The organism is Streptomyces sp. DH10, from assembly GCF_029813805.1.
GTDB lineage: Bacteria > Actinomycetota > Actinomycetes > Streptomycetales > Streptomycetaceae > Streptomyces > Streptomyces coeruleofuscus.
In genome coordinates, this window is sequence record NZ_JARVKU010000049.1 from 1 (window position 1) to 18,236 (window position 18,236).

The window sequence follows — 18,236 nt, forward strand, 5'->3', positions numbered from 1 at the left end:
GGTCCCCGGCCGGCGTGCGGGGAGAGTCAGCCGACTCCGAACTCGTCCGCCTGGACGCTGCCAGTGCCGCGTAAGGAGCCGTCTCGCATCTTCCACAGTCCCCAGCGGCGGGGTCGGCGTCTGGTGGTAGTCGGGAGCGACGAAGTGCATTGCCCCATCAGCCCAGAGTGCGAGGTAGGCCGTGCCCTGGGCCGTGCGGGCGGCGACGACCCGTTCGGGGGCCGGGTCCGGCCCCGTCCACCGCGCCGGGGTCAGCACCGGCTCCGCGCCCATCTGCTGACCCAGCGCGGTGCGGAAGTTGGCCAGGGACGATTCGACGCCGGCGTCGGAGTGGAACTTGCGCCCGATGTACTCGGGCCGTGCCGGTCGCCGCTGGTTGCCCCGTCCGAAGATTCCCATGGTGCCTCCAGGGCCGTGACGGGGATGTGCTCAGTCGTCGGGGTCGGGTGGTGCAGGCTCGAAGCCCAGGCGTGCGAGATAGGCGCGGCAGCGGGTCTTCCAGTCCGATTCGGACACCTGGGAGAGACATCTCTCCAGCAGCGCCGCAGCTGCGGCCTGGAGCCCCCCGCGGTCGACGGCGTCTTCGTATTCCTCCAGAGCCGCGGCCAGCCTGCGCTTGCTGCCCAGGTCATCCAGGTCGAGCAGGGTCAGGGCTTCGATCCCTCTCGGGAGGTCCATGGCCAGCAGGACGGGGATGAGGCGTCGGGAGATGCCCACGTCGTCGGAGGCGTTGGCCACGGCCACCACGTGCTCCAGCAGCTCCGGGTCGGGTGGCCGGGCGGGATGCAAGTCGGCCAGCAGCTCCACCGCCATCCGCTGCACACCTTGCTCACCACTGGCCAGCAGGGAGTGAAGCGCCTCCGCGTCCAGTGCCCGACGGGCGGCCAGGGCGCGCAACGCCGCCTTGCGGACCTGCTTGTCCTCCCACTCGTCGAGGGCGATGACTTGGGCCGCCCTCAGATCGGTGATGGTGAGCCGTGCAGGATCGTGCAGCAACGGCCGGATCGACTTCCTCCGGTTGCGTTCCTCCATCTGCCCCAGGGCGATGTCGAAGAGCTTGGAGAGTTCCCGCCGCAGAACCTCTCCGAACCTCCCGTCTTCGAAGGGGACAGCGGTCAGCCGCCTCTCCTGCTCGACCTCACGCAGGGTTCTGACCAGGTTTCCATTGGCCTCCGAGAGGGAGTCGAGACTGGCGGGAGGGCTGAACTCGCTGTTCAAGACGAGGTACCGCTGGTAGGTCGAGTTCAGACAGAGCACCAGGAACGGCTTGCCAGCCAGTAGCGCCGCGGTCACCTCGGTCTCCCAAGTGATGCGTCCGATCTCCTCCACGATGGCGAACACGCAGACGTCCGCCTCCTGGACCGTGGCCCGGGAGTTCTCCTCCCAGTCTGACGAGGCGGAGTTGATGTAGTTCACCGTGCCGTCGAGGAAGTGCCAGGAAACGCCGCCGAAGTCGGTGACGGTCCGGACAAAAGCGTCCTGCACCCGCCTCGTGTCCGCGGCACCGCACAGCATGACTCGGATCATGCCGCATCCTGACATGCACCGTGCTGCCGGATGAAGCGGCGAAAGACGGGACAGTTCATATCCGTGCACGCCCGTCCACGCGCGATCCGCAGCTTGGCGTATTCCTTCTCCTCCGCCTCGCCGAGACCGGCCGCCGGACAGCAATGGACCGGTGACGGGTACTGGAGAGGACCTGCGGAACGCCGCTGTCACCCCCTCCACGTACGACGCCGAGGGCCGGCACTACCGGCGGCGGTGCTCGAGCAGTACAAGCCGTGCGTCGAGATGTCGGACCGGGTCAGTGCCCGGCGCAATGCGGCAAACACCTTCTTCCTAACCGTGAACGGCGGTCTGGTCGCCGCGTTCGCCCCGTCCAAAGGGGCGCCCTGTCCGCAGCGCCCCGGTGGGCCGTGGCGGCGGGGCTGCTGGTGGTGCTGGCCCAGTGCGCCGCCTGGTGGATCACGGTCCGGTCGTACCGCCACTGAACAGCGCCAAGTACCGGGTCGTCGCGTCGTCGGAGCAGCGGCTGTCGGCCATGGCCCTTTCCCAGGCGGACGGCGGTCGCTCGACGAGGGCGCGGACTGGCGGCTATACGTGCCGCTGAGCGTGTCGAAGGCTCATCGACGAGCCGTCCAGCGGCGGAAGGGTTGCAGGTCAGCAGCAGACGGACACCCGACCCACCAAGCGCCTTCCAAGCGCTCGGCCGCAGGTTCGAGTCCTGCCGGGGCGCAAGTCTCCGCCCTCCCTTCGGAAGGACGTTTTTCGTGACCGTGCTTCCGTCGTCGTTGAGACACCTTGTGGCCGGTTTGCCCCTTGCTCGCATGTTCGACGTCACATGTCATTGGTTCGAACGTGACGCGACCAACGGGGGGTCTCATCGTGCTGCAGGAGCGAACGGGCGACGGCAGATCCGGAGGCGCCGACCGCATTCTGCAGGAGCGAACGGGCGACGGCAGATCCGGAGGCGCCGACCGCATTCGTGTGCTCCTGGCCGAGGACGCTCCGCTGATCCGTCAGGCGCTGACCGCGTTGTTGTCCCAGGAGTCCGACCTGGAGGTCGTCGCGGCGGTCGACCACGGTGACCTCATCGTGCCCACCGCCCTGCGCACTCCGCCGGACGTGGCGGTGCTGGACATCGACCTGCCCGGCACGGACGGGATCACGGCCGCGGTGGAACTTCAGGCTCGTCTGCCCTCCTGTCGCACGCTGCTGCTCACCAGCGTGGCGCGGCCGGAACACGTACGGCGTGCGCTGTCGGCCAGGGTCGTCGGCTTCGTCCGCAAGGACGCGCCGACCTCTCGGCTCGCGGAGGACATCCGGCAAGTGGCGCAGGGCCGTCGGGTCGTCGATCCCGAGCTGGCGCTCGCTGCCGCGACGGCGACCGAGAATCCGCTGACGCCGCGTGAGGTGTCGGTGCTGCGGTTGACGGCGCAGGGAGCCTCGACCCGGGACGTGGCCGCGCAGCTGTACATCTCCGTCGGGACCGTGCGCAACCATCTGTCCTCCGCCGTGGCCAAGACCCAGGCCCGCAGCCGCGTGGACGCGATCAGGATCGCGACCGAGGCGGGGTGGCTCTGACGCGGCGATCGGCAGCCGGGTCCGCCTCGTCACGACGGGCCTGCGGTACGCGCCCGTCCTCGCTCCAGTGCCCCACCAGGTCACGGTAGAGCGCCGACTGTTCGAGGACCTCCCCGTGAGTGCCGCTCACCACCCGGTCACCGTCCAGGACGAGTACGTGCCGGGCTCGCAGGGCGGAGCTGATGCGGTGGGCGATCACGAGCAGGGAGCCCGGGCGCCTGGCGAACGCCTCCTCTGCCCGTGCCTCGGCGCCCGGGTCGAGGTGGCAGGTCGCCTCGTCAAGGAGGACCAGGGGCGCCGGGGACAGGTATGCGCGGACCAGCGCGATCTGCTGGCGCTCGCCCGATGAGAGGGCGGCCGGGTCGATCACGGCGCCGATCCCGCCGAGCCGCGCCACGAGCGGCCCCGCCCCGACGGCGTCGACCGCCGACACCACTTCCTCGTCGGACGCGTCAGGCCGCAGGTAGCGCAGATTCTCGGCGACGTCGCCCGTGAAGACGTACGCCTCCTGGGGCACGAAGACGCGCAGGGCGGACAGTTCGGCGGGAGGCAGGGTGCCGGGCGGGCGGCCGCCGAGCCGGACCAGGCCGCTGTCCGGCTCCAGGGTGCCGCCGATCAGGCCGGCCAGCGTGGACTTGCCGATGCCGCTCGGGCCGACGACCGCGAGGTGCCCGCCCTCGGGCAGCGTGAGGTCGAGGTCCCGGAACACCGGGTCCGCCTGCGGGCCGTAGGCGAAGGTGACGGCGGTCAGTTCGACGTCGTGGGCGGAGGCAACACCGGTCGATTCGATGGCACAGGCAGTCCCAGAGGCAGAGACAGAGGCTGAGGCAGAGACAGAGGCGACAGCGGACGGCTCGACATCGCCAGCACAGGCGACAGCAGCCGGCTCGGCGTCGCGGGCCGAGGATCCCGTCGTCCGCGGGGAGCCGGGCCCCCGCCTCCCGCCCACCGCCGAGCCCGGCGGATACGCCTCGTGGATACGCCGCAGCGCCACCACGAGACGCAGTCCGCTGCCGCCCAGTCCCTGGATGAGGGAACGGACCGCCGGTTGCAGTCCGCCCGTCACATACGTCGCCGCTCCCAGCACGGCACCGGCGGACAGTCCCCCGGCGCGCAGCCCCGGGGCGGCGACCAGCAGGAGGAGCAGGGGGAGCCAGCCGGCGACGGCCAGGCACAGCACGCGGGCCGGCATCAGGGTGGCGAGTCGCCGGGCGGCGGCGGCCTGGGCGTCGATGTGGGCCACGAGGTCCGCCCGTACGCCGTCCTCCGCACCGCAGGCCACGATGTCCCGGTCGGCCGCAGTCGCGGCACCGGCCGCTTCCGCGACCCTCTCGTCCGCGACGATGGCGTCGCGCTGCGCGCCGGCCATCCGGCGCAGCAGCATCACGAACAGCCCGAGACCCGCCAGCAGCGGCGGCACGACGAGCAGCAGGATCAGCGGCGCGAGGAAGACCATGCCGAGCAGCGCCCCGCCCACGGTGAGGAGGAACCCGCGGACCACCATCAGCACCCCGGCGTAGGCCTCGCGCACCATCTCGACCTGGAGCGTCAGCCGGGACACGCCCGAGGCGTCGACGGTCCGGCCCGCCACCGCCTCCCGCAGGGAGCCCTCGGCCACCGTGCGCACGAGGTCGTCCCGGAAGGGCTCGACCACCGCGGCCAGCAGCGGATAGGCCTGCCGTGTCCCCCACGCTCCGGCGAAGACACCCAGGCCCATCAGGGCGAGCCAGGCCAGCCCGGTGAGCGGCCTGTCGGCCGCGAACCCGTCGTCGACCGCCCGGGCCACGAGCTGGCCGGCGAGCAGGGCGGGGACGGCCTCGACCAGGGACCACAGGACCAGTGCGAGCAGGCGGCCGGGGCGTGCCCGCAGCGGGGCGACGAGCAGGGGAAGCATCCGGGGTCCAGCCCTCACGACTGTCCCTTCCCGGGCCAACACCCGTGGTTCAGCCCTCACAACAGCTCCCTACCGGCGCGAGCACCCGCAGCCCCGCCCTCACAACAGCTCCCTACCGGCGCGAGCACCCGCAGCCCCGCCCTCACAACAGCTCCCTACCGGCGCGAGCACCCGCAGCCCCGCCCTCACAACAGCTCCCTCTCGGCGCGAGCACCCGCAGCCCCGCCCTCACAACAGCTCCCTACCGGCACGAGCACCCGCAGCCCCGCCCTCACAACAGCCCCTCGGGAGCATCCGCGCTGCGGAACACCCGCCGGTACTCCGGTTCCGAGCGCCACAGTTCGTGGTGCGGCCCGACCCGGCGCACCCGTCCGCCGTCGAGCCACACGACGCCGTCCGAGCGGGCGGCCGTGGCGGCGCGGTGGGCGACGATGATCCGGGTCCGGTCGCGCAGCGCGCCGGTGAGGACCTGGCTGATGCGGTGCTCGGTGACCGTGTCCAGACTCGACGTGGCGTCGTCGAGGATCAGCAGCCGGCCGGAGTGGGCGAACGCCCGGGCCAGGCCGATACGTTGCACCTCTCCCCCGGACAGGGACGCCTCCGCCAGCGGGGTCCGGTACTCGGCCGGGAGCCGCCGGACGAACCCGTCGACGTCGGCGGCGCGCGCCGCCCGCACGATCCGCTCGGCCGGTACGTGCCGGGCCGCCCGGCCGGTGCCGCGTGCGACCGCGTCGCCCAGCGTCTCGCCGAAGAGAACCGGCCGTTCGAAGGCGTAACCGACCGCGGACCGCAGGTCGCGGTGGGTCAGCCGCCGCAGGGGCACGCCGTCGAGGGTGACGTCCCCGGCCTCCGGGTCCGTCAGGCGTCCGGCGACGGCGGCCAGCAGCGACTTCCCGGAACCGGACGTGCCCACGAGGGCCATGCAGGTGCCTCCGGGGATCGTCAGTTCGACGCCGTCGAGGACACGTTCGCCGCCGGCGGTGACCAGGACGTCCCGCAGTTCCAGGCGGCCGGGGCCGGGCGGCAGGCGGTGATCGCCGTACTCCAGGACGGGCTGGGTCAGGACCCCGCGGACCCGTTCGGCCCCCGCCCGCGCCCTGGCCAGTCGGCCCAGCAGCATCGTCGTCATGCCGAGGCCGCTGCCGATGGCGACGTACTGCGCGGCGGCCAGCATCTCGCCCACGGTGATACGGCCGTCGGCAAGAGCGAAACCGGCCACGGACAGGACCGCGATCTCCAGGAGCGGGGTGATGAGGGCGGTCCGGCCCACGGCCTGGGTCTGTGCCTGCCACATGCCGTGTCCCAGCCGGTTGAGCTCGGGCAGTTCGCGCAGCACCCGCCGGACCTCGGCGTCCGCCGTGCCCGCGGCGGCGATCGTACGGCGCCCGGTGAGAGCCTCCAGCAGCGCGCCCGCCAGGCGTCCTTGGGTCTCCTGGTACCGGGTGGAGACGTCGGAGATGCGGCGGGTGAACGCGCGCAGGAGCAGGACGACGGCCGGGAGGCCCAGCAGGAACGTGCCGGCGAGCCAGGGGTCGATGAGCCACAGGGCGACGACGCTGCCCGCGGCCGGCACGACGGACATCGCCGCGCGGACGAGTACGGCCGCGACCCCGCCGGCCTCGGCCGCGGCCCCGACCATGCGGCTGACCAGGTCGCCCGCGGTGGTGCGGGGTGTGCCCGGCCCGGTCCACGAGACCAGGTTCCCGAGCATCGAGCGCCGCAGCAGGGCGGTTCCGCGGGCGGCGCCGGCCCCGGCGGCCAGCTCGAACAGGGCGTCGGCCGCGGCCATGGCGACGACGGCCACCAGGCAGCCGATCACCCACCCGCTGATGCCCGCGCCGCCGTCGAGTGCGGAGTCCAGGGCCTTGCCGAGGAAGGCAGGGAACAGGATCTGGGCCGTGGTCGAGAAGACCGCGGTAATGACCAATACGGCTGTCCAGACGCCGCCCTCGCGCGTGGTACACAGAAGTATCCGGTCCGCCGCACGGCCCGGGAGCCGGGCCACGCTCTCCAGCGGCTGACGCACGCTCAATGGACTGCTCCCTGTACGAGGTCCGACGGGCGGCCGGGACGAAAGACGGACCGGCCGGCGGGTGATTGCCCCACCCGCCGACCGGGTCCGCTCACGGCGTGGATGCCGTGTCAGGTGACGTCAGCCCGCCGCTGTGCACGGGCGCGGTGCGCTGGGCTCAGCAGAAAACCCAGCTGGCGTCGGAGCAGTGCTGGCTCTGGCCGCTGCCGAGCACCGTTTCCTCCGAGGACTCGGTGGGCAGCTCCATCTCCTGAAGCTCGAGCAGAGACATGCTGTTTCCTCTCGTCGATGTGTACAGGCCATGCGGTGGGCCGGTTCGCCGACCCGGGGCGGGTCAGCAGAAGACCCAGCTGGCGTCGGAGCAGTGCTGGCTCCGGCCGCTGCCGAGCACCGTTTCCTCCGAGGACTCGGTGGGCAGCTCCATCTCCTGAAGTTCGAGAAGAGACATGGGAATCACCTCCTTCTGGCGCGGATGCGCATGCCCGCGGTGCGGGCGCCCGCCGTGGTCGGCGGACAAGTCGTGGGGTCCGGGCGCGTTGTGGGTCCGGGCGCGTCGTGGGGTCCGGGCGCGTCAGCGGCCCAGGAAGGGCAGGTGGACCGGCTCGGGGTGCAGGGCGGACCCGAGCGCCAGCAGCACACCGGCGGAACCGGTCGCCAGGTCCATCGAGAGCCTCAGCAACTGTTCGCCCGGGAAGGCCAGATGCCCCTGGTATTCCAGCGCGTGCCAGGACAGGGCCTCGATCTGCGCGGCGACGAGCGGGTCCTGTGACGGCGTTCGCCCGGGTGACACGGCCGCGAGGTGACTGATGATGCCGGCCCGTCCGTTGAACAACCCGGACTGGACGTAGAACTGGGAGCTCGACGAGATCAGGGCGCCGGCCGCCGCCGTGCGGAGGCGGTCGTCGTCCCGGTGCCCGCGGAGCAGGTCCAGCACCACGGCCACGCCGGCGCTGCCCTCGGCGAGGTACGGCAGCGAGCGCCAGCCCTCGTTGACATGGAGGGCGCCGTCGGCCCGGGTGACGCAGCGGCGCAGGTCCTGGCCCAGGGCCGTCGCCGCGAGGTCCAGGAAGACCTCGTCTCCGGTCGCCTCGTAGCAGCGGATGAAGAGCAGGGCCGGGCCCGAGGAACCGTGCATGAGACCCGCGCGGGGATGCCGTCCGCCGCTCACTTCCGGTACGTCGGTCTCGGAGCCGAGCCGCTGCGCGACGGTACCGGCCACGTCGAGGGCCGCGACGCGCAGGACGCTGTCCCCGGTCGTCTCCGCGAAGTGCAGCAGGTTGAGGCCGACTCCGGCCAGACCGCTGTACAGGTCCGTCCCGAGGCGCTGCCACTTCTCGCTCATGCAGCGGTCGAGGACCTGCCGCGCGGCGTCGTGGTGCCCCAGGTGGCCCAGGGCGTACGCCACGCCGTGCAGCCCGTCGTAGAAGCCGATCCGGGCTCGCTGCTCCTGTCGCGACGCGCGCTCCAGCAACCACTGTTCGTGCGGCGGGAAGCGGCCGGCACCCGTGACGTCCAGGGCGTACAGGACGCCGGCGGCGCCGTGGGCGAGGTTGAGCGCGCCGGTGCTGAACTGGGCGATGTCGCCGGGGAACAGCCGGTCGTCGCGGTCGGGAGTCGCGCTGGCCAGGATCGCGCCGGCCAGTGAGTCGCGCACGGAGGGCCAGCTTCGGTGGTCGGCCCGGGGGCGGGGCGGCCGGCCGGCCCGCCCCCGGAGTCTGTCGTGCGAGTTCGGTTGCCGGTCGGCCCCGACGATCTCCCGCACCGCCGAGTTCAGGAACTCCCGCGGCACCGGGAACCGTGCGGCGATCTCGTCGGCGAGTTCCGCCGCCTTGTGCAGGTCCAGCCGCAGCAGTGCGGTCAGCGGCAGGAACACCGCGAGTTTGATGCAGGCCAGGGCGTAGGTGTCCGCGGCGAAGCCCTCGCGGTCGCGGGGCGCGGCGTAGGCGGGATGGCCCAGCATGCGTGCCGCCCCGGACTCGGCCGGTGCCGCGACCTCGAAGTCGATCAGCCCGACCCGGCCGTCGTCCGCGACCAGGATGTTGTAGGGGTGCAGGTCGCCGAAGACGATCCCGCGGGCGTGCACCGAGGCGACCGCTTCCTCCACGGCGCGGCAGACGCCCATCGCCCACTCCGTGTAGTCGGCGATCTCGGCGGGGTCGGCCCTGGGGCCGGTCTCGGGGTACTTCAGGCCGAAGAACTTGCTGAGCGGCCGGCCCTCGACGAGTTCCTGGGCGAGGAAGTGGTGGTCCCCCACGGTGAAGTAGTCGAGCACCGCGGGAACCGCGTCGACGCCGGCGAGCTTTTGGAGGACGTCCCGCTCCCACTCGAGCCGGCTGACCGCGTCTCTTCCGTCGGCGGTCAGACCCGCGTACGGGCGGGCCTCCTTGAGGATGACCTCCTTGCCGGTGCGGGTGTCCTCGGCGACGTACACGCCGCCTCCGTTGGAGAAGTGCACCGGGCGGCGGACGGTGTACGGCAGGTCGGCCAGGGACTCCGCACGCCGCGCCTCGGCCTGGGGCTCGAGGAACTCCGGCAGCGTCACCCACTCGGGGACGTGGAAGCCGGGCAGGCGGCGATCGGGGACGAGTGTGCCGTCGGGCCGCTCGATGGCGGGCTCCAGCACCCCTTTCTCCGAGACGACGTGCCGCTCGACGAAACCGCCGTAGCGCACGTACAACGGGCCCTGCTGCCACCGTAGATCGCTGAGAATGTACGGACCGGGCTCGCCGCCGACGAGGGCGTCGACGCCTTCGAGTACCTCGCGCAGCTCCCGCTCGTCCGCCGGGTAGATGGTGACGAGCTTGCCGCTGGCGCCCCGGGCGGCGTACTTCATGTTCCGCAGTTGCAGGATGTGCTGGCCGCGCAGGAACTTGAACGGGATTCCCCGCGGGACGCAGAAGTTGTGGACCGCGTCGAGGATCTTCTCGGCATTGTCATGGCACCCGGAGGCGTGGACCTTCCAGCCCTGCGCCGGCCGGCGTGTGCCCTCGGGAGTGCAGACCAGCCAGTCGTCCTGGCGGACCTTGCGCCATCCCTCGGGCAGCTCCCGGTCGGCGGCGAAGGCGTACTCCTCGTCCTGTGCTTCCCCCGGTGCGTCGAAGAACGTCCGATCGACCATGCAATACGCGTCGTACCGCATCCCTGCGTCCCCCCGCTTTTGACACTCTCGCGTTCGATTTCCTCGAACTGATGGAAACCTTTCACGCCTGGAAGGAGCGCACCAGTACACAACGCACAAGTCGACCCGTGAAAAACCCACGGTTCCGGGTATTCAAATCGGCCAAATACCTGGCCTGACACGGGATTTGGCGTTCAGCGGCACATGTGTCGATAGGCTTTCAGCGCCCACTGCAAGGGAATCCCAGCCCGTTTTGAAAGGCACCCGTGATACGACTCGCATGGCGGACCCTTTCGGGCCGCAGGGCAAGCTGGGCGGCCAGTTTCGTGGCGCTCGTGCTCGCGCTCGTCATGACGACGGCGTGTGCCGTTCTGCTGGAGTCCGGCACGCGCGCCGACTCCCCCGCCGAGCGTTACGCGGGGGCCGACGTGGTCGTCGGCGGGCACCCGTTCGTGCCCCGGGCCGAGGAGCTCCGTGCGGCGCTGAACGGGCTGCCGTCCGTCGAGCGGGCCGTCCCCGAACTCTCCTTCCCCACCACGGCGGTGGACGCGTCGGGCGGAACCGTCGAGGCGCCCTGGGACGGGCCGTCCCTGGGGCACTCGTGGGAGAGCGCCGTCCTCGGGCCCTTCGCGCTGCGGGCGGGCCGCGCCCCCGCCGGCGACTCGGAGGTCGTGCTGGACGGCGCCCTGGCCGGGCGGCTCGACGCCGGGGTGGGCGACACCGTACGGCTGACCGGCCCGGACGGGCTGCGCTCGTACCGGGTGTCGGGAATCGCCGACCCGCCCCGCGAGCCGGCGCGTCAGTACGCCGTGTTCCACGCTCCCCGCGAGGCGGCGCGGCTCGCCGAGTCGGCGCAACCGGTGCGGGCGCTGGGCGTCCTGGCGAAGGGCGCGACGGACCCGGAGGCGCTGCGGCGGCAGGTGGAGAAGGCCGTCGCCGACCTGTACGGGGACGACTCGGGGACTGTCGTGGTCGCCTCCGGCGCCGGGCGGGCGGACGCGGAGTTCTGGGACGTGCCGTCACCGGCGTCGGTGCTCTCCTCGCTCGTCGGGACGTTCGGCGCGCTGTCGCTGTTCGTGGCGGCGTTCGTCGTCTCCGGCACGCTGACGCTGGCGGTCGCCGGGCGGCTGACCGAGATCGGCCTGTTGCGGGCCGTCGCGGCCACCAAGGGGCAGATCCGCCGGATGATCGCGGTGGAGGTCCTCCTGGTGACCGTGGCGGCGGCGCTCCTCGGCGTGCCGGGCGGGATCGGTGTGGCGGCGTTGCTGCACCGGGTCCTGGTGAGCGGCGAGGTGCTGCCCCCGTCCTTCCCGCTGTCCGTGGGGCCGGTCGCGCCCTGGGCGACGGTCGGCCTGGCCGCGGTCGTGGCCCAACTGGCGGCGTTCGCGGCCGCGCGGCGGGCGTCGCGGGTGCGGCCCGTGGAGGTGCTGCGCGAGTCGGCCGCCCCGGAACCGAGGCTGGGGTGGCGGCGCGTGCTGCTCGGGGTGTGCGTGCTGGCCGGGGCGGGCGGGTGTCTCGGCGCGGTGGCGGCGGGCCGTCTGGACGGTGGTGACGGTACGGCCGAGAGCATGGTGCTGGTCCTGATGGTCGGGGTGGCGCTGCTGGCACCGCTGATCTGCCGGATCGCCGGTGCCGTGCTGCTGGTTCCGGTGCGCGCGCTCCTGCCCCGGGACGGCACGCTGGCGGTCCGCAACCTCCTGCGCCAGAACGTACGGCTGGCCGCCACCGTGACACCCCTCGTACTGTCCGTCTCCCTCACCGGCACGCTGCTCTGCGTACCGCTGGTCACCTCTCAGGGCGCGCAGCAGGCGGAGCGGCAGCGTCTGGTCGCCGACCACGTGGTGTCCGCGGCCGGGCCGGGCATCGCGCCGGGGTTCGCGGAGCGGGCCGCCCGGCTGCCCGGCGTGGCGGCGGCCTCAGGGCAGCTGTCCTTGGGCGGCGAACTGAGCCGCGCGGACGCCGGTGAGGGCGACGCCGCCTCCGTCGTCGGCGGCAGCCTGGTCGCGATGCGGGAAGATGCGGTACCCCGTCTCCTGGACCTCGGCGTCCACGAGGGCTCGCTCGACCGCCTCGGCGGCACGTCCGTGGCCATCGGTGACAGCGCGGCCGCGAGCCTGGGGGTCACCGTCGGCGACCGTGTCCGGGTCGACTGGGACGACGGCGGCCGGGACACGTACCGCGTCGCGGCCGTCTACTCCCGCGACCGGGGTTTCGCCGACGCGCTGCTGCCCCGCTCCACTACGGCCCGGCACGCGGCGGCCCCGCTGGACGGCACCGTCCTCGTACGGACCGCTCCCGGAGCCGATCGGAGCGCGGTCGAGCGGGAACTCAAGGCCCTGGCAGCGGACTTCCCGGGCGCGCGGGTCGGTGACGGGGGCACCGGGAGCGCCCCGGGATCCGCTGCCAACCTGTTCGTCCTGCTGCTCCTGGTCATGATCAACCTGTTCACCGCCGTCTCCGTGGTGAACACCCTGAGTATGGCGACGGCCGGCCGGCGCAGGGAGTTCGCCCTGCTGCGGCTGGCCGGCGCACAGTCCGCGCAGGTCCTGCGGATGCTGGCCTGGGAGGCCGTGCTGACCTGCGGGGTCGCGCTGCTGCTGGCCGCCCTGGTCTGCGGGTCCGTACTGGTCCCGCTCAGCATCGCGCTCACCGGCTCGGCCGTCCCGGCCCTGGCCGGTGGCCCGTTGACCGCGCTGGCCGCCGGGGCACCCGTGATCACGGTCGCGACGGTCACCCTCGCCGGCCTGCTGGCCCTGCGGAGCTCCGCGGCCACGCCCGGGGGCCTGGCGAAGGCCGTGTCGTGATCACCGCCGCGACCCCCGGGGTCTCACACCTGGCCGGAGGCGCCGTCCACCATGGTGTCGTGGCTCGCGCACGGCAGCGCCACCGCGAGCCGGAACCCGCCTTCGCCGTCCGCCCCGGCGGTCAGCGCGCCACCCAGCTCGGCGACCCGCTCCCGCAGATTGCGCAGACCGCTGCCGCCCGACCCCTCCACCAGACGCGACCCGCCCGGTCCCTCCACGCGATGCGCCCCGGTCGTCTCCTCCCCCGGAACGACCCCGTCGTTGGTCACCTCCAAGCGCGCCCACACGCCGTCCGCCCATCCGCCGTCCACGGTGAGGCGGATGGCGCAGTGGCGGGCCTTGCTGTGCCGCAAGACGTTGGTGACGCCCTCCCGGACCACGATGGCCAGCGTCTCGTCGACCGGCCCCGGCAGCAGACGCCCGGCCAGTTCGACGTCGGCATCGACACTCAGGGACTCCAGCAGCCCGGCTGCCGCCCGTGCCTCCCGCTCCAGGCTCAGCACGCGGTACCCGGCGGACACCGCCCGCACCTCGGACAGCGCGTGCCGGGCCAGGGCCTGGGTGCGGTCCAGCTCCTCCTCGGCGCGCTGCGGATCGCTGCGGACCAGCCACCGGATCTGCTCGCTCTGCAACGCCACCGCCGTCAGCGAGTATCCGCACAGATCGTGCAGGTCGCGCGCGAAGCGCAGCCGTTCACGGTCGACCGCCTGCCGGGCCAGTTCGGTCCGGGCCGCCTGCAACTCCTCGGCCAGGTCCGCGAGCCGCACCACACCGAACAGGGCCAGGCCGCCGACCACATGGGACACCGCCGAGTTGAGGCCCTGCCAGGTCGTCTCGCCCAGAACGGCGACGAGCGGCACCTGAAGCGCGGACAGCACGACGAACGCCGTCCACGCGTGGGGCACGGGCGTCGTCAGCAGCACCGCGGCGGCGAAGGACCCCGGGATACCGACCCATGTGTCCTGGAAGAAGCAGTAGGGCGCGTAGGTCACCACCCCGTGCGCGACGAGCGACCACGGCCACCACGGCTTGCGGCGGCGCACCGCGGCACGGGTGGAGTGCAGCAGATGAAGGCCCAGCGTCACCGCCAGCACGGCCGTCGCCACCACCAGGTGGCCGACCCCGTCGCGGTTGGCGGCCGTGGCCCCCACCGAGGCCACGAAGAAGCCGGCCGGCACCAGAAACACGATGGCCCGCGCGACGCGCGGACTTCCCCCGTCCCGCCTCATGTCCCCCCTTGTGGAAGTGTGTTGAAGCGTTCACGATTCCCCCACACATGAGGATACGCCGCGGCCGACCGATTGGTCGGGGCACTGAAGCAGGCTTCCCGAGCCGCCGCCCAGGCGCGATCATGACCCCTGGAACCCAACCACGGGCCGTGAGAGGGGCATGACGTGCGGCTGCGCTGTGCTGTGCTGGACGACTTTCAGAAGGTGGCGACCGAGGTCGCCGACTGGTCGGTGGTCGCGGACGACGTGGAGGTCGTGTCCTTCGACAGCCACCTCGCCGACGAGGACGCCCTGGCCGCGGCGCTGGCCGACTTCGACATCGTGGTGACCCTGCGCGAGCGGGTGCCGTTCCCCGGGTCGCTGATCGCCCGGCTGCCCCGGCTGAGACTGCTCGTCGCCTCCGGCATGCGCAACTCGGTCATCGACTACGCGGCCGCCGAGGCGCACGGCGTCACGGTGTGCGGTACGGCCAGTTCCTCCACCCCGCCCGTCGAGCTGACCTGGGCGCTGCTGCTCGGCCTCGCCCGCGGCATCGTCGAGGAGAGCGGCGCCCTGCGCTCCGGCGGGCCCTGGCAGAGCACGGTCGGCGCCGACCTGCACGGCCGGCGCCTCGGGCTTCTCGGTCTGGGGAAGATCGGCAGCCGCGTCGCCCAGGTCGGTCTCGCCTTCGGCATGGAGGTCCACGCCTGGAGCCGGAACCTCACCCGCGAGCGCGCCGACGAGGTCGGCGTGGAACTCGCTCCCTCCAAGGAGGACCTGCTCGCGAGCAGCGACTTCGTGTCGGTCCACCTCGCGCTGAGCGACCGCACCCGCGGCCTGCTCGGGCCCGCCGAACTCGCCCTCCTCAAGCCGACCGCCTATCTCGTCAACACCTCGCGTGCGGCGATCGTCGACCAGGACGCCCTGCTCGACGCCCTGCGCTCGGGCCGTATCGCGGGCGCCGGCGTCGACGTCTTCGACGTCGAGCCCCTCCCGGCCGGCCACCCGATGCGCACGGCCCCCCGCCTCCTCGCCACCCCGCACCTCGGCTACGTCTCCCGGGCCAACTACGCGACGTACTACGGCCAGGCTGTCGAGAACATCCGGGCCTTTCTGGATGATTCGCCCGTACGGCTCCTGGCGCCCCGCTGAGGTGTGAGGCCTGACGACACCCTGCCCGGCGGGTCACGGCCCCTGCGTCGGCGGCTGCAACCGGCCAGGGGTCCGCAAACGTCCCGTCGTCCGCCCGGTGCGGCAAGAGTGGGGGTCCCCCGGCTCGAAGAGCTTCGGGAGGTGCCGGGCGTCGCAGGGCAGGCGGGGCCTTGCGGGCACCCCCTGGTCCCCGCGGTAAGCGCCCACGGACCTCGCCGTGCCCGTGCGCGTGCCGCGCGCAAGCAGCCGCACCTCTACACGGCTCGTACGGACTACGCGTACCGGTAGATCCGGCTTTGGTCCTCCAACTCGTCCGGTGTGACGTCCCACGGCGGCATCCTCTGGTGCCGCGCGACGACTCGGCCGCGTTGTGCATCCCCTCGGGCGAGCGGCTTCGCGGGGAGATAGCGGGCGCCCGGGTGCCGCCGCTGCCAGCGGAACCAGAGAAGATCCACGAAGGCGTGGTGAAACCAGAAGACGGGGTCGTTGACGGATGCGCCGCCCGTCATGTGGCCGCCGACCCAACGGTGGACCCGGTTGTGGGTGCGCCACGAAGCGGGGCCCCGCCCGGGCCCCCACCCCTCCAGCTTGTTGCGGAACCCTTTGGCCGATGCGGAGTTCCACGGTGCCGTGTCGTAGACGGGATCGTTGAGGACCCCCTCCAGATCCTTGGCCGTGGGCAGCGTGATCGGGTCCCGGGGACGGCCCAGGTCCCGCATGAGGAACTCCGTGTCGGTGATCCCCACCTTGATCGTCCATTTGCCGTTGCGGTAGGCGAAGGGGCCGGACATCACCTGCCGGTCGGAACGCCGCCCGGTGCCGCCGAGCAGGTCATCGGTCCACGGTACGGCCGTCCGCCTGCGGTTGCGCGTCCAGTCCCAGTACGGCAGGGTCACCGACTCGTCCACACGGCGTAGTGCGTTCTCCAGGTCCAGCAGGAACCTGCGGTGCCAGGGCAGGAAGGAAGGTGCCATGTGGGCGGCGCGCAGGCCGCCCTCACCGTCGGGGGCGTAGAACTCGATGTGGGTGCGCACGAACTCGTCGTACTCACCGCGTCGCTTGAGCTCTAGCAGCGCGTTGACGAGCCGGCGCCGTTCGGACCGGGTGAGCGTGCTGATGTCCTTACGCGTGTACACCATGGCGTTGCTCCCCCTCGGCGTCCTTGTTCCCGTTCGCCGTACGGCTGTCCTCCGTGCGACTGCTCCGCTCTCCCGGCGTGCCCAGCCGTGCGCCGGGGCCGAGTTCGTCGACGGCAGCGCGCGCGGCGGCGAGCGGGGTGGCGTACGACTGGTAGTGGTCGACCATGCTCATCCAACTGCCGTCCGCCCGGCGCATCAGATGCAACGGCCGCCCGTCCACGGTGACGTGCCACGCGCTCGGGCCGCCCTCCCCGGGTCGCCCGGCGTCGTACCTGACACCTGCGATGCGGCGCCCGCGATACGTCTCGTCGAACCGTTCCCCGTCTCCGGCCGGTCCCGGCGCCTTCCCCTCCGATCCCGACGACTCCGGGGTCGTTCCCGACGCCACCAGGACCGGGGCGAGAGCGACCGTGAACGCCGATGCGAACAGCCCCCACAGCACACGGCGTCGCGTCGTGGCCCTGGCGTGGTGGACGGCGGGCGGCTTCGCGGGGCGCGCGGAGCCGGCAGCCGCGGACGCGACCGTCGTGGGCGCCGCGGGGCGCGCTGGTTGTGGCTGCGGTGGTTTGCTGGCTCGCAATGCCTGCCTCCTCCTCGCCTTGAAAAAGGCGGTTCACGTGACACACGCTCGACGGGCCGATCCCATGCGCGGTGGGATCGGCGCGGGAACCCCGCTCAGCCCTGCGCCTTCAGTCCCGGGGCGAGTCGAGCGCTCTCGTGGCCGAGGGCGTTCTCGGTTCCCTTGAAGGTGTTGGGCAGGAAACCCTTGTTCTCTGGGTCGAGCGCTTCCGGCCGGTGATTCTGTCAGCCACTGGTCGACTGCTTCCTGACCTCGGTCGCGTCTCCGGTGAGGCCGGCGGCCTTGAGCGGGAATTACTTCACCGCCTTCAACGAGCCCCGGACCGAGCGGAAACCCCCGCACTCAGAAAATTACGGCGGCCCACACCGAAGGTCACCCGAATGAGGGGCATGTCTTACCCGCCTTTCTCATCCCGCATTTGCGGGATGAGAAAGGCATGGTCCAGCCGTCAAAAACACGTCGTACCGGCCCGCCGCACGGCAACTCCGGCTGCTGTTGCGCCACATGTCCGTCGACTGCAACGCCGTGACGCTCACCAAACCCGGCACGGTCGCCGAGAGTCTGACGGCGGACGGTGTCCGCGTCATCCACCTCGGCATGTCCGGCAACCGCGACCTGTCCGCCCTGCCCCGTCTGGTCCGACTGATCTCGACACGCGACCGGACCAAGGATGGGTCGGCGTGGGGACCGGGAAAGCACTCGGGTGCCGGACGCGGTACGTCCGACACCCGGAGCAGAGCACTACCGACGGTATGCAGCCCTGCCTCGTCGGTACAGGACCACGCCGCTCGTCAGCAGCAGCGCCGCGGCCCCCGATGCCGCGATGGCCTGCTTGTCGAGGCCGGTCTCGGGGAGGTGGGGCGGCTCCCCCGGTGGCGAGACGGGCGGTTTCGCCGGGGGCTCGGAGTGCCGAGGCGGCTCCTTGGTCGGCGGAGTCGTGGCGGGAGGCGACGATGTGGGTGGCTTCGTCACCGGCGGCTTCGTGGACGGCGTGTCGCCGTACCCGCCGTCCTTGCCGTAACCGCTGTCCTTGCCGTAACCGCCGTCCTTGCCGTAACCGCCGTCCTTGCCGTAACCGCCGTCCTTGCCGTAACCGCCGTCCTTGCCGTAACCGCCGTCCTTGCCGTAACCGCCGTCCTTGCCGTAACCGCCGTCCTTGCCGTAACCGCCGTCCTTGCCGTAACCGCCGTCCTTGCCGTAACCGCCGTCCTTGCCGTAACCGCCG

14 protein-coding genes, 1 tRNA gene and 1 pseudogene are annotated in these 18,236 nt (G+C 72.2%); 5 read left to right on the forward strand and 11 right to left on the reverse strand.

What is annotated here, in order from left to right:
* Both QC385_RS43570 and QC385_RS43575 read right to left on the reverse strand, forming a co-directional pair.
* The coding region (locus QC385_RS43570; RefSeq protein ID WP_279546955.1) for a hypothetical protein at positions 1-399 on the reverse strand (399 nt) is incomplete at its 3' end.
* Between the two features lie 30 nt (positions 400-429).
* The gene (locus tag QC385_RS43575) at positions 430-1,527 is read right to left on the reverse strand and encodes a hypothetical protein (RefSeq protein ID WP_279546956.1); all 1,098 of its coding nucleotides are present in this window, start codon (positions 1,525-1,527) and stop codon (positions 430-432) included.
* 614 nt (positions 1,528-2,141) lie between these two features.
* Between QC385_RS43575 and QC385_RS43580 the strand changes: the two genes are divergently transcribed.
* Positions 2,142-2,237 (forward strand) — tRNA-Ser (locus QC385_RS43580).
* Between the two features lie 244 nt (positions 2,238-2,481).
* The gene (locus tag QC385_RS43585) at positions 2,482-3,084 is read left to right on the forward strand and encodes a response regulator transcription factor (protein WP_279546965.1); all 603 of its coding nucleotides are present in this window, start codon (positions 2,482-2,484) and stop codon (positions 3,082-3,084) included.
* On the opposite strand, the gene QC385_RS43590 is transcribed toward QC385_RS43585, so the two are convergent.
* From QC385_RS43590 to lanKC, 5 genes are all read right to left on the reverse strand, one after another.
* On the reverse strand, positions 3,053-4,996 hold the full coding sequence (locus tag QC385_RS43590; protein WP_279546957.1) for an ABC transporter ATP-binding protein: 1,944 nt from the start codon (positions 4,994-4,996) through the stop codon (positions 3,053-3,055). The genes QC385_RS43585 and QC385_RS43590 overlap by 32 nt on opposite strands.
* A 253-nt stretch (positions 4,997-5,249) precedes the next feature.
* Positions 5,250-7,004 (reverse strand): ABC transporter ATP-binding protein, encoded by a 1,755-nt coding sequence (locus QC385_RS43595; protein WP_279546966.1) that lies wholly within the window; start codon positions 7,002-7,004, stop codon positions 5,250-5,252.
* Between the two features lie 163 nt (positions 7,005-7,167).
* The gene (locus QC385_RS43600) at positions 7,168-7,281 is read right to left on the reverse strand and encodes a SapB/AmfS family lanthipeptide (RefSeq protein ID WP_279546958.1); all 114 of its coding nucleotides are present in this window, start codon (positions 7,279-7,281) and stop codon (positions 7,168-7,170) included.
* Positions 7,282-7,344: 63 nt separating this feature from the next.
* Positions 7,345-7,458 (reverse strand): SapB/AmfS family lanthipeptide, encoded by a 114-nt coding sequence (locus tag QC385_RS43605; protein WP_248500420.1) that lies wholly within the window; start codon positions 7,456-7,458, stop codon positions 7,345-7,347.
* Positions 7,459-7,581: 123 nt separating this feature from the next.
* Positions 7,582-10,128 carry a class III lanthionine synthetase LanKC gene (lanKC, locus tag QC385_RS43610; RefSeq protein WP_443033128.1) on the reverse strand — a complete coding sequence of 849 codons (2,547 nt, stop codon included), beginning with the start codon at positions 10,126-10,128 and terminating at the stop codon, positions 7,582-7,584.
* 266 nt (positions 10,129-10,394) lie between these two features.
* On the opposite strand from lanKC, the gene QC385_RS43615 reads away from it, so the two are divergent.
* On the forward strand, positions 10,395-12,932 hold the full coding sequence (locus QC385_RS43615; RefSeq protein ID WP_279546960.1) for an ABC transporter permease: 2,538 nt from the start codon (positions 10,395-10,397) through the stop codon (positions 12,930-12,932).
* A gap of 23 nt (positions 12,933-12,955) precedes the next feature.
* Here QC385_RS43615 and QC385_RS43620 read toward each other — a convergent pair whose 3' ends face one another.
* Positions 12,956-14,161 carry a sensor histidine kinase gene (locus tag QC385_RS43620; protein ID WP_279546961.1) on the reverse strand — a complete coding sequence of 402 codons (1,206 nt, stop codon included), beginning with the start codon at positions 14,159-14,161 and terminating at the stop codon, positions 12,956-12,958.
* A gap of 165 nt (positions 14,162-14,326) precedes the next feature.
* Here QC385_RS43620 and QC385_RS43625 point away from each other — a divergent pair, with 165 nt between their 5' ends.
* Positions 14,327-15,292, forward strand: a complete 966-nt coding sequence (locus QC385_RS43625; RefSeq protein WP_279546962.1) for a D-2-hydroxyacid dehydrogenase family protein — start codon at positions 14,327-14,329, stop codon at positions 15,290-15,292.
* 272 nt (positions 15,293-15,564) lie between these two features.
* Here the strand turns inward: QC385_RS43625 and QC385_RS43630 are convergent, their stop codons facing one another.
* Both QC385_RS43630 and QC385_RS43635 read right to left on the reverse strand, forming a co-directional pair.
* Positions 15,565-16,431, reverse strand: coding sequence for a tyrosinase family protein (locus QC385_RS43630; protein ID WP_279546963.1), 867 nt, complete (start codon positions 16,429-16,431; stop codon positions 15,565-15,567).
* Positions 16,415-17,011: a tyrosinase family oxidase copper chaperone gene (locus QC385_RS43635; RefSeq protein ID WP_443033130.1), complete on the reverse strand. Its 597-nt coding sequence runs from the start codon at positions 17,009-17,011 to the stop codon at positions 16,415-16,417. The genes QC385_RS43630 and QC385_RS43635 overlap by 17 nt, the downstream gene beginning before the upstream one ends.
* Positions 17,012-17,500: 489 nt before the next feature.
* On the opposite strand from QC385_RS43635, the pseudogene QC385_RS43640 reads away from it, so the two are divergent.
* A pseudogene (locus tag QC385_RS43640) lies at positions 17,501-17,659 on the forward strand (glycosyltransferase); the annotation flags it as partial.
* 93 nt (positions 17,660-17,752) lie between these two features.
* Here QC385_RS43640 and QC385_RS43645 read toward each other — a convergent pair.
* Positions 17,753-18,236 (reverse strand): LPXTG cell wall anchor domain-containing protein (locus tag QC385_RS43645; RefSeq protein ID WP_279546964.1); only part of this gene is annotated, 484 nt, incomplete at its 5' end.

Bases quoted from the DNA above. Each gene is read 5' to 3' on its own strand.
- QC385_RS43620 (WP_279546961.1), bottom strand. From the start codon at position 14,161: ATGAGGCGGGACGGGGGAAGTCCGCGCGTCGCGCGGGCCATCGTGTTT.
- QC385_RS43605 (WP_248500420.1), bottom strand. From the start codon at position 7,458: ATGTCTCTTCTCGAACTTCAGGAGATGGAGCTGCCCACCGAGTCCTCG.
- QC385_RS43575 (WP_279546956.1), bottom strand. From the start codon at position 1,527: ATGATCCGAGTCATGCTGTGCGGTGCCGCGGACACGAGGCGGGTGCAG.
- lanKC (WP_443033128.1), bottom strand. From the start codon at position 10,128: ATGGTCGATCGGACGTTCTTCGACGCACCGGGGGAAGCACAGGACGAG.
- QC385_RS43630 (WP_279546963.1), bottom strand. From the start codon at position 16,431: ATGGTGTACACGCGTAAGGACATCAGCACGCTCACCCGGTCCGAACGG.
- QC385_RS43600 (WP_279546958.1), bottom strand. From the start codon at position 7,281: ATGTCTCTGCTCGAGCTTCAGGAGATGGAGCTGCCCACCGAGTCCTCG.